The organism is Caulobacter sp. 05T431 (assembly GCF_056665975.1).
In genome coordinates this window covers 247421-260565 of the sequence record NZ_JBFTKU010000003.1, presented here as the reverse complement: position 1 = coordinate 260565, position 13145 = coordinate 247421, and the positions used below count along the sequence as shown (strand labels likewise).

Below are 13145 nucleotides of genomic sequence, written 5' to 3'. Positions count from 1 at the left end.
GTTCTTGGCCGTCGCGCCGCCCGACTTGGCCAGCGTGATGGTGATCGCCGCCGTCAGCGTCGTCTTGCCGTGGTCAACGTGACCGATCGTGCCGATGTTGCAGTGCGGCTTAGTGCGTTCGAACTTTTCCTTGGCCATCTTCTTAGCTCCAGGACCCCAGAGGGGCCTTCAATGGTTGGACTTCTGGGGTGGTAGGCGGGTGGGTTCGACAGAACCCACCCTATTTCCCGTCGTACGCTTTTTCCGGGGAAAAAGCTTACGCGTACTTCTTGATCACTTCGTCGGCGACGTGTTGCGGCACCGGCTCGTAGTGGTCGTATTGCATGGTGAACTGGGCGCGGCCCTGAGACATGCCGCGCAGGGTGTTCACGTAGCCGAACATGTTGGCCAGCGGCACGAAGGCGTTCACCACCGTGGCGTTGCCGCGCATGTCCTGGCCCTGGATCATGCCACGACGACCGTTCAGGTCGCCGATGACCGAACCCAGGTACTCTTCCGGGGTCACGACCTCGACGGCCATGATCGGCTCGAGCAGCTTGGGGGCGCCCTTTTCACGCAGTTCCTTGAAGGCGGCGCGCGAAGCGATTTCGAAGGCCAGGACCGACGAGTCGACGTCGTGGTACTTGCCGTCGGTCAGGGTCGCCTTGAAGTCGATCAGCGGGAAGCCGGCCAGCAGGCCGTTGTCCTTGACCGATTCCAGGCCCTTCTGGACGCCGGGGATGTATTCCTTCGGCACGGCGCCGCCGACGATGGCCGACTCGAACACGAAGCCCGAACCCGGCTCGCCCGGTTCGAAGGTGATCATGACGCGGGCGAACTGGCCCGTACCACCGGTCTGCTTCTTGTGCGTGTAGTCGATCTCGGCGCGCTTGCCGAGGGACTCGCGATAGGCCACCTGCGGCGCGCCGATGTTGGCTTCGACCTTGTAGGTCCGCTTCAGGATGTCGATCTTGATGTCCAGGTGCAGTTCACCCATGCCCTTCAGGATCGTCTGGCCGCTTTCGAAGTCGGTCGAGACGGTGAAGGACGGATCCTCGGCGGCCAGCTTGGCCAGGGCGACGCCCAGCTTTTCCTGGTCGGCCTTGGACTTGGGCTCGACGGCGATCTCGATGACCGGGGCCGGGAACTCCATGCGCTCCAGGATGACCGGCGACTTCAGGGGATCGCACAGGGTGTCGCCGGTGCGGGTGTCCTTCAGGCCGGCCAGGGCGACGATGTCGCCGGCGTAGGCTTCCTTGATGTCTTCGCGGTTGTTCGAGTGCATCAGCAGCATGCGGCCGACCCGCTCGCGCTTGTCGCGCGTCGAGTTCAGCAGGCTCATGCCGGTTTCCATCTTGCCCGAATAGATGCGGCAGAAGGTCAGCGAACCGACGAAGGGGTCGTCCATGATCTTGAACGCCAGGACCGACAGGGGCTCGTCGTCCGAGGCCTTGCGGGTGGTTTCTTCTTCGGTCTTGAAGTCGATGCCCTTGGTCGGCGGGATGTCCACCGGCGAGGGCAGGTAGTCGACGACGGCGTCGAGCAGGGGCTGGACGCCCTTGTTCTTGAAGGCCGAGCCGCAGAGGATCGGATAGAAGGCGCCGGTCAGCACGGCCTTGCGGATGCACTTCTTGATGGTTTCCTCGGTCGGCTCCTCGCCGCCCAGATAGGCTTCCATCGCGTCGTCATCGAGCTCGACGGCGTTCTCGACCAGATAGGCGCGGGCCTCCACGGCCTTGTCCATCAGGTCGGCCGGGATTTCCTCGTCGCGATACGACGCGCCCAGGCCGTCGTTGTCCCAGACCACGGCCTTCATGCGGACCAGGTCGACCAGGCCCTTCAGCGCGCTTTCGGCGCCGATCGGGAATTGGATCGGAACGGCCTTGGCGCCCAGGCGGTCGCGGATCGACTCGACCGACTTGTCGAAGTCGGCGCCGATCTTGTCCATCTTGTTGACGAACRCGATGCGCGGAACACGATACTTGTCGGCCTGGCGCCAGACGGTTTCGGTTTGCGGTTCGACGCCGGCGTTGCCGTCCAGAACCGTCACGGCGCCGTCGAGGACGCGGAGCGAGCGCTCGACTTCAATCGTGAAGTCGACGTGTCCGGGGGTGTCGATGATGTTGAGGCGCTTGTCGTTCCAGAACGCGGTCGTCGCGGCCGACGTGATGGTGATGCCGCGCTCTTGTTCCTGGTCCATCCAGTCCATGGTCGCGGCGCCGTCGTGGACTTCGCCGATCTTGTGCGACTTACCCGTGTAATACAGGATCCGCTCGGTCGTCGTCGTCTTACCGGCGTCAATGTGCGCCATGATGCCGAAGTTACGGTAGTCTTCGATTTTATGCTGGCGGGCCATGGATCTAGCTCTGCGTGACAGCCCGACCCCAAGCTGGGGCAGGGACATTTAAACGTGCGGCGCGGGCGGTTTATCTCAAACCGCCCGCGCCTGAAAGAGTGCTGGTAAGAAAGGTTACCAGCGGTAGTGCGAGAACGCCCGGTTGGCTTCGGCCATCTTGTGCGTGTCTTCGCGCTTCTTCACCGCGGTGCCGCGGTTGTTGGAAGCGTCGAGCAGCTCACCGGCMAGCTTTTCGGTCATGGTGTTCTCGCCGCGCTTGCGGGCGGCGGTCACCAGCCAACGGATGGCGAGGGCGCGGCGACGGTCCGGACGGACTTCCACCGGCACCTGATAGGTGGCGCCGCCGACGCGGCGCGACCGGACTTCGATCGCCGGGGCGACGTTGTCCAGGGCGGTGTGGAAGGTTTCCAGCGGACCTTGGTCCTTGCGCTTGGCTTCCAGGATGTCGAAAGCACCATAGATGATGTTTTCGGCGACGGCTTTTTTGCCCTCGTACATCACGTAGTTCATGAACTTCGTGACGATCAGGTCCCCAAACTTGGGATCCGGCAGGACTTGGCGTTTCTCGGCGCGACGGCGGCGGGACATACTTCTTCTTCCTTACTTCGGACGCTTGGCGCCGTAGAGCGAACGACGCTGCTTACGATCCTTGACACCTTGGGTGTCGAGGACGCCGCGCAGGATGTGATAACGGACGCCGGGCAAGTCCTTGACGCGGCCGCCGCGGATGAGCACCACCGAGTGCTCCTGCAGGTTGTGGCCTTCGCCCGGGATGTAGCAAACGGCTTCGATGCCGGTGGTCAGACGGACCTTGGCGACCTTACGCAGAGCCGAGTTCGGCTTCTTCGGGGTCGTCGTGTAGACGCGCGTGCAGACGCCGCGGCGTTGGGGGCAGCCCTTCAGGGCGGGCACCTTGTTCCGGACCGGCTTAGGCTGGCGCGGTTTGCGGATGAGCTGGTTGACGGTAGGCATTAAGTCTCTGCTCTGATGGAAGCGTGTGCCTGTCGGCCGAAGCGCTTCGGGGTCCTTGTCGTTTTTATTCCGGCTTTCTCGGCCTCGGATGAGGACCTGATAAACACGAAACTCGCCGGGACGCGGGCAGCGTTCCGGCGGGCTGATCCGTCGGGTAAGGGACGGGCGCTCATCAGGACGGACAGGGTCCGCCTCGAAAAGAGCGCGGAAACTACTCGCGAACGCCATCCACGTCAATGCCGAGTCAAATCGCGGGCTTAGGTCGACAAAACGCGCCCTTCACGGCTCCGCTTCGGCCCCTGGAGACCGGCCCGGGACCCTAGGCGGCGACGGGGTCTCCCCCTGGGGATCAATCCCCGAAAACCCTAGTGGCGCAAGCGGTCCAGCATCCCATCTTACGTTCAAGGGCCACGGTTTCGCCACTTGCGGTGGCAAGGCTGCCGCCCGTTGTTCCAGTCGAGCTTTCCCTTGTCCCAGGCCACGGCGCGCAGAACCCGGTTGAGAAACGGCGCCGTCCTGGTCGTGTCGCTGCTGCTGCACGCCGCGATCCTGACCGTCCTGGGCTGGCCGGTGATGACGCGATTCCAGGACCGGTCGAACGACGAGGACGCCATCGACGTGACCCTGGAGCGCAGCCTCGTCGAGCGCCGCCCCACGCCCGAGACCGTCGCCACCCCCGACCCCGCCACGGCGGCCTTGCCCGTCCAGCCGCGGACGCCGCGCCTGACCCCGCCGCCCTCCGTGCGCGCGCTGGGCGTCGGGCCGGTTCCGGGACCGCCCGCCCCGCCCAATCGCGAGACGGGGGCCCATCCCGCGCCGCTGCCCGAAGGCCCGCGCGGCGACCTGCGCACCGCCCTGCGCGGCAGCAGCGCCGGCTGCGCCAACGCCGAGGCCGTCGGCCTCAACCGACGCGAACAGGAGCATTGCGACGAGAAGTTCGGGGCCATGGCCCGCAACGCGCCCGTCTACGACGCGCCGATGGACGGGGCCAAGCGGCGGGGCTTCGACGCCCAGGCGATCCGGCAGCAGGCCGACCGGGCCTATCGCGACGCCCCGATGGGCGTTGGCGTKGATCACCGCAATCGCGACGATCCGGGCAAGGGCAAGGACATCCCCTGGGTGCTGGGCGCCGGACAGGACGGACTGGGCCGATCGCTCTCGGCCGAGCAGCAGGCCCTCAAGCGGCTGAACGACGCCCAGAAGGCGGAAGACCGCCGGAAGAAGGCCGAGCGCCAGAACGACCAGCGCTGAGGTCAGCGCCTGAACGTCGCCGGATGGCGGACCCTGGCCGCGTCGGCGGCCGCGATGATCGCGGCGACGCGGTGATCGAACCGGTGGCCGGCCAGCGCCTTGGCCTTCGCCGATCGGGCCATCCGCCAGGCCGTCTCAGGATCCTCGGCCAGCGCCGCCAGGCGTGAAAGGCCCGCGTCGAGGTCGGTCCAGCCATAGAGCAGCATGTCCTGCCCCTCGACGAACTGTTCCGCCCACCAGGCGCTGTGGTCGGAAGCCACCGCGGCGCCGGCCAACATCGCCGTCAGGGGGCGCTCGTGCGAGCCCCGACCGAAATTGGCGTTGACGTTCAACAACACCCGGGCGTGGCGCATCAGGTGGAGGGCGTCGGACAGGCTGACGGGATCCGCCAGCTTGAACGTCGGATAGCGCTCGATATGGCCCTCGTAGCCCGAGCCGACGAAGTAGATCGGCAGGCCGGCTCGGCCCGCGGCGTCGAACAGGGCCCGGCGCCGGGTCCGTCGCACCTGCTCGTGCAGCCAGCCCGCGTATTTTCGCATCAGCTCGAAACGTGGATCCAGCGGATCCTGGCCGTAGCCGCGCAGGACCTGGTCCATGGCCTCGAGCGCGGGCACGAACTCGGCGGCCAGCATGATGTCCATCGCCGCATCGAAGACCGCGCGGATGCCGGGCCCCTCCTCCCGCCAGCCCGGCGCGCCCGGCGGATAGAACGAGCCGCTGAACAGGATGGGGATTTTTCGGCCGGCGGCGAACCGTTCGGCGTCCTCGTCTTCCTCGGTCGGCGCGCCGACGCCGGCGTGCGGGCAGAAGGCGACATGGGCGAAATGATCGGGCCCGAAGGTCGAGGCCACGGCCTCGGCATGACTGGGATCGACGGTCAGTACGGCCGTCAGGGCGGAGGTCTGGGCAAGCTGGTTCAAGTGGCTCAGCGGGTAGTCGACGTGATGCAGCACGTGCGGCGCGCCGACCATCTCGCCCAGCGACCGGCCCAGGCCGTCGCGCAGATCGCCCAGGCATCCGATCGAATGGATAAGGTCGGCCCCGCCGGCGGCCTCGCGCACCGCCATCGCGCCGAAGTCGTCATCCTCCACGGCGTCGATGACGACCGCTTGGTGGCCCTGTCGCATGAAGGCCGCGGCCAATTCATCGGTGAACAGCCGGGTCGCGTCGTACTGGGACCGACCCTTGATGAAGATCGCACGCATTGCAAGCGCCCAAAAACAACTTTGGGTAGCTTGGGCGTCTTTGGTTAACGGGGTGTGACCGCGGATCAGGCGGCGCGACCGACTCCCGTCCGGCTAGCGCCGGCCCTGACCTGGAAACGCTGGACCAGATCCGCCAGGCCTTGCGCCTCGGTCAGCAGCGCCTGGCTGGAACTGGCCGAGCGCGAGACCATGGCCGTGGTGTGCTGGGTGGTCTGGTCCATCTGGTTGACCGCGCTGTTGACCTGCGAGAGCCCGGCGGCCTGCTCCTGGGCCGAGGCGGCGATCTCGGTGATGACGCCGTTGATGGCGGCGACCTGGGCGGCGATCTTCTGCAGGGTCTCGCCGGCCGCGCCGACCAGCCCGACGCCGGATTCCACCTGGCGGGCGGAATCGTCGATGTGGATCTTGATCTCCTTGGCGGCGTCGGCCGAGCGCTGGGCCAAGGCCCGCACCTCCTGCGCGACCACCGCGAAGCCCCGGCCGCTGTCCCCGGCCCGGGCGGCCTCGACGCCGGCGTTCAGGGCCAGCAGGTTGGTCTGGAAGGCGATCTCGTCGATCACGCTGATGATCTGCGCCACCTGGCGCGACGAGGCCTCGATGCCGCCGATCGCCTGGACGGCCGACTCCACGACCTCCCGCGAGCGACCCGCCTCGACCTGGGCCTCGCGGACGGCGCGGTGGGCTTCCTTGGCGCCCTCGGCGGTCCGGCGGACGGTGGCGGTGATCTCGTCGAGCGCCGCGGCGGTCTCCTCCAGGCCGGCGGCCTGCTGCTCGCTGCGGCGCGACAGGTCGTCGGCGGCCGAGGCGATGCCGCCGGCGCCGGCGTTCAAACCCGAGACCGAGGCGACGACCGCGCCCATGGCGTCCTCCAGGCGTTCGACGGCCTGGTTGAAGTCGGAGCGCAGCCGCTCGTAGTCGGGGGCGAAGGCCTCGGTGAGGCGCACGGTCAGGTCGCCGGCCGACAGCCGGTCCAGGCCGTGGGCCAGGCGCGAGACCACAAGGGCCTGCTGCTCGGCCTGCTGGCTGTCGCGGTCGGCAGACAGGCGGCGCTCGGCCTCGGCGGCCTGGCGGTGGCTTTCGGCCTGGGCCTCGATACGGCCCTTCTCGCGAGCTTCGTCGCGGAAGGCATGGACCGCGTCGGCCATCAGGCCAATGTCGTCGCGCCGACCGGCGAACGGCAGGGCGACGGACAGGTCGCCGCCCATCACCCGCTTCATGGCCTCGCGCAGGTCGCGCAGCGGCGACAGCTGCTTGCGGACCACGGTCACCGAGGCGGCGACGCCCAGGCCGGCCAGGACCACGCCGGCCACGGCCAGCCAGATCAGCTGGCGATAGACGGGCTGGAAGTAGTCGGCCTTGGCCACGCCCACATAGAGGATGCCGATCACCTCGCCCGAGGCGTTCTTGATCGGGTCGTAGGCGGCGAAATAGGGCTTGCCCAGCACCTTGGCCTCGCCGCGATAGGACTCGCCCCGGCCCAGCACCGCGTCATAGACCGGTCCCTTGGCCAATGGGGTGCCCACGCCCCGGCTGCCGTCCGGCTTCTGGACGTTGGTGGCCACGCGGGTGTCGCCCATGAAGATGGTCATGGTGCCGCCGACCAGGTCCTTGACGTGGTCGACGGTGGCGATGTCGCCGTTCAGCGGCTTGCCGTTCACGGTCAGCTTGTCGCCCTCGCGCGCGAAGGCCGCGCCCTGGCCGCCGACGGCGTCCCAGGCCACGCGCATGCTGGCTTCCTGCTGGCTGACTGCCTGGGCCTTGGCGAAGTCCAGCGAGCTCTTGCCGACGATGGCCAGCAGGGCCAGCAGCAGGGTCATGAAGGCCGCCACAACCGTGAGGCTGACCTTGGTGGAGATGTCTGAACGCATTGGGGCGCCGATGTTTGGGGAGATCAAACCCTTCATTGCACCGCAACGCCTGAAGCAAGGCTTAACCTTCTAAGTCACTGGCGTGACGAGGACTTGCCGCGACATTGCGCCGCACATCCGAAGAGGCTGGCCGGGCAGGCCGGGATCCTGTCCGAGATTTCACGGTTCAGGCCGCCAAGGCCACGCTACCAAAGGCGTGACACGGTTCCGGCCAAGGAAAGACCATGTGCGCGCCCGCCCTGATCGCCGCCCTCGCCATCGCCTGCCTGCCCCTCGCCGCCCAGGCCGCGCCGCCGGCGGCGGCCGAGCAGGCCCGCGACGCCCTGATCCGCGCCGCCCCGGCCCAGGGTCCGGGCGCCGTTGTACTGATGACCCGGGGCGACGCGGTGATCTATCGCGGCGCGGTCGGCAAGGCCGATCTCGAACTCGGCGTGCCCCTTGCGCCCGACCAGGTGTTCCGCATCGCCTMGGTGACCAAGATGTTCACCGCCGCGACGGTGCTGAAGCTGGCCGAGCAGGGCAAACTGTCGCTGGACGACAAGCTGTCGGCCTATGTCCCGGACATCGTCAACGGCGACCAGATCACCCTCCGCCAGCTGCTGAACCACACCGCCGGGGTGTCGGACATCGTCCACACCATCACGCCGGACTTCTCGCGGCGCGACGTCGACACCGCCACGCTGCTGGAGGACGTCAAGTCGCGACCGCCGGCCTTCGCGCCGGGGACCCGCTGGGCCTATTCCAACGCCGGCTTCATTCTGCTGGGCGCGGTGATCGAGAAGGTCACCGGCCAGCGCTGGTACGAGGCGGTGCAGGACCAGGTGGTCGCTCCGGTCGGCCTGAAACGCACCGCCTACGGCGCCGCCGGCCCGCTGATACCCGGTCGCGTGGCGGGCTACACCAGCGACGACAAGACCCGCACGGTGCGCAACGCTAACCGGATCAGTTCCTCGGTCCCGGCGGCGGCCGGCGGATTGATCTCGACCGCCGACGAGCTGAACGCCTGGATGCGGGCCCTGGTCGGCGGGCGGGTGCTCGCCCCGGCCTCGCTGGCGGCGATGCGCACGCCGGCGCCCGACCTGCCCGGCGCCGGGGCCGGCTCCCGCTATGGCCTGGGGCTCTATCTGTGGACCGTGCGCGGCGCGCCGATGATCGGCCACACCGGCCAGATCGACGGCTTCGCCTCGATGCTCGCCTATCTGCCGGACCAGGACGTGATGATCGTCGTCCTGGCCAATGACGACGACTTCGACGCCCAGACCCTGGGCCGTCGCCTGGCCGCGATCGCCGTGGGGCAACCCTATGCGGTCGTGAAGCCCGTCGCCCAGCCGGCCGAGACCGTGGCGGCCCTGGTTGGAACCTATCGTTTCCCCGACGGCGTGATCGAGACCCTGTCGGCCAAGGACGGCCAGCTCTACGCCCAGCGCGGTTCCCGCAACGTGCTCCCGCTGCAGATGACCGCCGACGGCCGGCTGTACTTCAAGCCCGACGAGCTGACCTATCTGGCCCCGGTGCGCGACGCGGCGGGCAAGGTGGTGCGGCTGGATTACTTCCCGCGCGGCGACGGCCCGCCCCAGCCGCTGGTGCGGGCGCCGTAAGGCCCTAGGCGGCCGCGTTCCAGGCCTTGGTCATCAGCGTCACCGGCGAATAGTCGCCAAAGCTCCAGCGCAGCGGCAGGGCCGCCGGGCGGCGCCAGGCGTGCTCGACCTTGAACCGCCATTGGCGCTGGACGCCCTCGGGCCAGCCCTCGGGAGGCGGCTCCCAGTCGATCTCGGCGCGGCCCTGCAGGTGCAGCAGGTCGCCGGTCTCGAAATCGACGAACAGCAGGGCCGCGCGCGGGTCCAGCACCAGGTTGCCCAGAGTGTTGAAGAACCGGTTGCCCCGAAAGTCGGGGATGGTCAGCACATCGCCGGCGACCTTGACGAAGCCCGGCAGGCCGCCGCGATGGGAGATGTCGACGCCGCCGTTTTCCAAGCCGCCATCTTGGCCCGCCGCGTTCGTGGCCACGAACATCGTGTCGGCGCGGGCGATCTGGGCGAGGGCCTCCGGCGTCGGGAAGGCKATCGCCTCGGCCGGCGCGGTCGCGGCCGGAGCCGTCTCGACCGCGCGGGTCTGGATGTATTGCGGGCAGTTGCCGAAGCTCTGGAGGACGTGGAGCGTCAGCCCGCCCTCCACAGCCGTGGCGATCCGGCCGTTGGCGCGGTTGCGGCGGCGGGTGGCGAAGTCCAGGCCCAGGGCGCCGAACGGCCGACCGGCCGCGAACAGCTCTGCGCCCGGCTCGCCCGCTCGGGGCCGGGCCGCTACGGTCAGGGTGACGGGGTCGGGGCTCTGGACGAAGCCGGGCGGGCCCGTCAGCACGGTGGCGACCGGCCAGCCGGCCTCGTCGGTGGTGGCGATGAACAGGTAGGGCAGCAGGGCGAAGAAGTCGCGATGCTGGTCAGGCATGAACGGGCGGATGCCCGTCATGCCCGGCGTGCCCGTCCCGGCCATGGCCTGGGCGATCAGCTCGCCGCGATGGAACGGGCCGTCCATGTTACGCGGCCTCGGCGAAGTCGGGCATCGGCCGGAACCACGGCTGGGCCTCGACCCGCGCCAGCCAGGCGCGCACGGCGGGATAGGGCGCAAGGTCCACGCCGCCGTCCGGGGCGTGGGCGACATACGAGTAGCAGGCCAGGTCGGCGATCGTGACGTGGTCGGCGGCCAGGAAGGTGCGGCCGTCCAGGTGACCATCCATGAAGGTCAGCACGCGGGCGGCGATGCGGGCGGCGCGGGCCGGGTCGTCGGGGAAGTCGAACAGGGCGATCATCCGGGCGATGGCGGGGCCGTGCATCACCTCGCCGGCCGCGATCGACAGCCAGCGCTGCACCCGGGCGGCGGCGACCGGCTCCAGCGGCAGCCAGCCGGCGTCGGGGGCGTAGCGGCGGGCCAGATAGACCAGGATGGCGTTGCTGTCGGCCAGGGTCAGGTCGCCGTCCTGCAGCACCGGGATCTGGCCCAGCGGGTTCAGCGCCAGGAAGGCCGGGCTGGCGCGGACCTCCTTGGGCGCCGCCATGAAACGATAGGCCAGGCCCAGGGCGTTGAGCAGCAACCCCACCCGATGGGTGTGCCCCGACAAGGGCGTGCCGTGCAGGACGATGGCGGTGTCGGACATGGTTTTCTCCCCCAAGGTTTCGGGCCAGCTTGCGGAAGCATTTTCGCCATTGCGTTCAACGAAATGAATTGAGCAAATCGGCAAGACATAATTGCGGATTTTGGAATGGACCGTCTGGACGAGCTGGCCCTGCTGGTGGCGGTGATCGACGCCGGCGGCCTGGCCGCGGCGGGGCGCAAGCTGCGGCGCTCGCCCGCCGCCATGACCCGGGCCCTGGCGGCCTTGGAGGAACGGATGGGCGCGCGGCTGATCGAGCGCACCACCCGCCGCCTGGCCCCCACCGAGGCCGGCCGCGACCTGGCCGACCGGGCCCGCCGGCTGCTGGCCGACTACGAGACCGCGCTCCAGGCCCCCGCCCCCGACGCGGTGCGCGGCACGCTGCGGGTCACCGGTCCGACGGTGTTCGGCGGCCGTCATCTGACCCCGGTGGTCGCCGACTTCCTGGCCGAGCACCCCGGGGTCCAGGCCGACCTCACCCTGCACGACCGCAATCTGGACCTGATCGAGGGCGAACTGCACGTGGCCCTGCGGATCGGGCCCTTGGCCGATTCCAGCCTGCTGGCCCGCAGGCTGGGCCAGGTGCGCCGGCTGGTGGCGGCCGCCCCCGACTACCTCGCGCGACGCGGAACACCGCAGGAGCCCGCCGACCTGGCCGAGCACGAGACGATCCTGACCACCGTGGTCTCGGCCTCGCCCGAATGGCGGTTCGAGCACAGGGGCAAGGCCCGCGCCGTGCGGCTGGAGCCCCGGCTGCGGGTCAACAATGTCGAGGCGGCCCTGGCGGCGATGCTGGCCGGGCGCGGGATCGGCCGGGCCCTGTCGTACCAGGTCGCCGAGGACCTGGCGGCCGGTCGGCTGATCCGCCTGCTGCCCGATTTCGAGCCCCCGCCCCTGCCGGTGCAGCTGGTCACGGTGGGCGGCCGGTTCATGCCGCCGCTCGTCCGGGCGTTCTTGGACTTCGCCGCCCCGAGGCTGGAGCGGCTGGCGGTGCTGCGTGAGACCGAAGGCCCCGCAACACGGCCGGATAACGCCGCCTAGGGGGCGGGCGCCGGGGTGGCGACGCCGCCGGCGACGGTCACGGTCTTGTAGCAGCGGTCCTTGTGGGCTCGCCAATAGACCGGGTCGATGCCGTCGCAGCCGTTCTGGACAATCGCCTGCTGGATTTCCGGCGTGTCGACACTGGGCTGGCCCATGTGCTTGCGGATCAGCGGCGTGCACGCCTTCACGGCCCGGGGGCTGATGTTGTCCTGTTGCCGGATGACCTCGAAGGTGGTCTTGCCCGCCGCGCGCGTGGCCACGAAGCCTCGCATCAGCTGATCGGGTTCTGCCGATTCTCCGCACAGGGTCCGTTCACCGGCGTCTTCGCTGATGGACAGGCCCCTGTATTCGACCGTCGCGGGCTCCTTGTAGGTCGCCGCGACCTTGGCCCAGGCGGCGTCGACGAAGGCCTGGTCAGCCGCCTGCAGGAAACCGTCGGACGGCTTGGGTTCCGGCGGCGGCTTCGGCGCGCAGGCCTGCAGCGCCACCGTCGCCAGGATCGCGACAGCCCCTAGTCCTCGTCCCATCATCACTTTCCCCCCGAACGCGAGCGACCGACGCGACGCGCGCGGCCGTCTCCTTTGACTAGCACGCATGGGCGATGCGAAAAGCCCGGCCTTCACGACTGGCCCTCCACCGCGGGGAGGGTCTCGGCCCCGGCGCAGTAGCGCACGTAGGCCCACAGATAACGTCCGTCGAGGGCGCAGCCGGCTCGCTCATAGTCCATCTGCGCCTGCAGGCCGTCGGCGCTGGACGTGGCCCTGACGCCTCGCCGGATGATCGCGCGGCATTGGAGGCGGGCCTTGGGCGCCAGGGTGTCGCCGCCCCGATAGATCATGAAACCGGCCGCGCCGGGGTCCCGGGCGGCGATCATGCCCACCCAGGCCTTGCCCGGCGGAAGGACATCGACGCACAGCGCCTCGGCTCCGTTGGGCATGCGGCTGACCACGGGGTCCCAGAACTCGACGTCGCCGGGCGGGTCGAACCGCCTGGCGATCCGACCGGACGCGAGCTCGACGAAGGCCTTGTCCTTGGCCAAGACGAAGTGGTCGGACGGCTTGGGCTTGGGCGGCGGGGCTGGCGGCCTGTACAGGATCACGGCCAGGCCAGCGGCCGCCAGACCCAGGCCGAGCACTCCGAAGACGATCTTGCGAACCACGTTTCCCCCGAAACACGCGTGGCCTGGCGCCAGCGACAAGCTGGACCGGATTTGTGATTCCTGACTAGCACAACCACAGGCTTTGTCTTCACTCGTTCGCGCGACGCCGCGCCTCGACGGGAACGCCAAAAACAAAACGGCCCGGGATCGCTCCCGGGCCGTTCCG

The 13145-nt window shown here is 69.0% G+C and carries 13 protein-coding genes; 3 read left to right on the top strand and 10 right to left on the bottom strand.

From position 1 onward, the window contains the following. From AC1U89_RS05115 to rpsL, 4 genes are all read right to left on the bottom strand, one after another. A partial coding sequence (locus AC1U89_RS05115) for a GTP-binding protein (RefSeq protein WP_479898656.1) occupies positions 1-138 on the bottom strand: 138 nt, incomplete at its 3' end. Between the two features lie 118 nt (positions 139-256). Next, on the bottom strand, positions 257-2335 hold the full coding sequence (fusA, locus tag AC1U89_RS05110; protein WP_479898649.1) for an elongation factor G: 2079 nt from the start codon (positions 2333-2335) through the stop codon (positions 257-259). Between the two features lie 114 nt (positions 2336-2449). Then, on the bottom strand, positions 2450-2923 hold the full coding sequence (gene rpsG, locus AC1U89_RS05105) for a 30S ribosomal protein S7 (RefSeq protein ID WP_029907280.1): 474 nt from the start codon (positions 2921-2923) through the stop codon (positions 2450-2452). A gap of 12 nt (positions 2924-2935) precedes the next feature. Further along, positions 2936-3307 (bottom strand): 30S ribosomal protein S12, encoded by a 372-nt coding sequence (rpsL, locus tag AC1U89_RS05100; RefSeq protein WP_007661566.1) that lies wholly within the window; start codon positions 3305-3307, stop codon positions 2936-2938. A 498-nt stretch (positions 3308-3805) separates the two neighbouring features. On the opposite strand from rpsL, the gene AC1U89_RS05095 reads away from it, so the two are divergent. Further along, positions 3806-4558 carry a hypothetical protein gene (locus AC1U89_RS05095; protein ID WP_479898648.1) on the top strand — a complete coding sequence of 251 codons (753 nt, stop codon included), beginning with the start codon at positions 3806-3808 and terminating at the stop codon, positions 4556-4558. A 2-nt stretch (positions 4559-4560) separates the two neighbouring features. Here AC1U89_RS05095 and AC1U89_RS05090 read toward each other — a convergent pair whose 3' ends face one another. Continuing rightward, on the bottom strand, positions 4561-5763 hold the full coding sequence (locus AC1U89_RS05090) for a glycosyltransferase family protein (RefSeq protein WP_479898647.1): 1203 nt from the start codon (positions 5761-5763) through the stop codon (positions 4561-4563). Positions 5764-5828: 65 nt separating this feature from the next. Next, positions 5829-7631 (bottom strand): methyl-accepting chemotaxis protein, encoded by a 1803-nt coding sequence (locus tag AC1U89_RS05085; RefSeq protein ID WP_479898646.1) that lies wholly within the window; start codon positions 7629-7631, stop codon positions 5829-5831. Positions 7632-7855: 224 nt separating this feature from the next. On the opposite strand from AC1U89_RS05085, the gene AC1U89_RS05080 reads away from it, so the two are divergent. Beyond that, a complete protein-coding gene (locus tag AC1U89_RS05080; RefSeq protein ID WP_479898645.1) occupies positions 7856-9229 on the top strand; it encodes a serine hydrolase in 1374 nt (457 codons plus the stop codon). Positions 9230-9233: 4 nt separating this feature from the next. Here the strand turns inward: AC1U89_RS05080 and AC1U89_RS05075 are convergent, their stop codons facing one another. Together AC1U89_RS05075 and AC1U89_RS05070 are read right to left on the bottom strand one after the other, a co-directional pair. Continuing rightward, positions 9234-10163, bottom strand: coding sequence for a pyridoxamine 5'-phosphate oxidase family protein (locus tag AC1U89_RS05075; RefSeq protein ID WP_479898644.1), 930 nt, complete (start codon positions 10161-10163; stop codon positions 9234-9236). 1 nt (position 10164) lies between these two features. Next, positions 10165-10782 carry a glutathione S-transferase gene (locus AC1U89_RS05070; RefSeq protein ID WP_479898643.1) on the bottom strand — a complete coding sequence of 206 codons (618 nt, stop codon included), beginning with the start codon at positions 10780-10782 and terminating at the stop codon, positions 10165-10167. 105 nt (positions 10783-10887) lie between these two features. On the opposite strand from AC1U89_RS05070, the gene AC1U89_RS05065 reads away from it, so the two are divergent. Further along, entirely contained in the window at positions 10888-11820 is a 933-nt protein-coding gene (locus tag AC1U89_RS05065; RefSeq protein ID WP_479898642.1) for a LysR family transcriptional regulator, read from the top strand. Here AC1U89_RS05065 and AC1U89_RS05060 read toward each other — a convergent pair. Together AC1U89_RS05060 and AC1U89_RS05055 are read right to left on the bottom strand one after the other, a co-directional pair. After that, positions 11817-12350: a hypothetical protein gene (locus AC1U89_RS05060; RefSeq protein WP_479898641.1), complete on the bottom strand. Its 534-nt coding sequence runs from the start codon at positions 12348-12350 to the stop codon at positions 11817-11819. The two genes, AC1U89_RS05065 and AC1U89_RS05060, sit on opposite strands and share 4 nt — an antisense overlap. Positions 12351-12439: 89 nt before the next feature. Next, on the bottom strand, positions 12440-12979 hold the full coding sequence (locus AC1U89_RS05055; RefSeq protein ID WP_479898640.1) for a hypothetical protein: 540 nt from the start codon (positions 12977-12979) through the stop codon (positions 12440-12442). Positions 12980-13145: the final 166 nt, after the last annotated feature.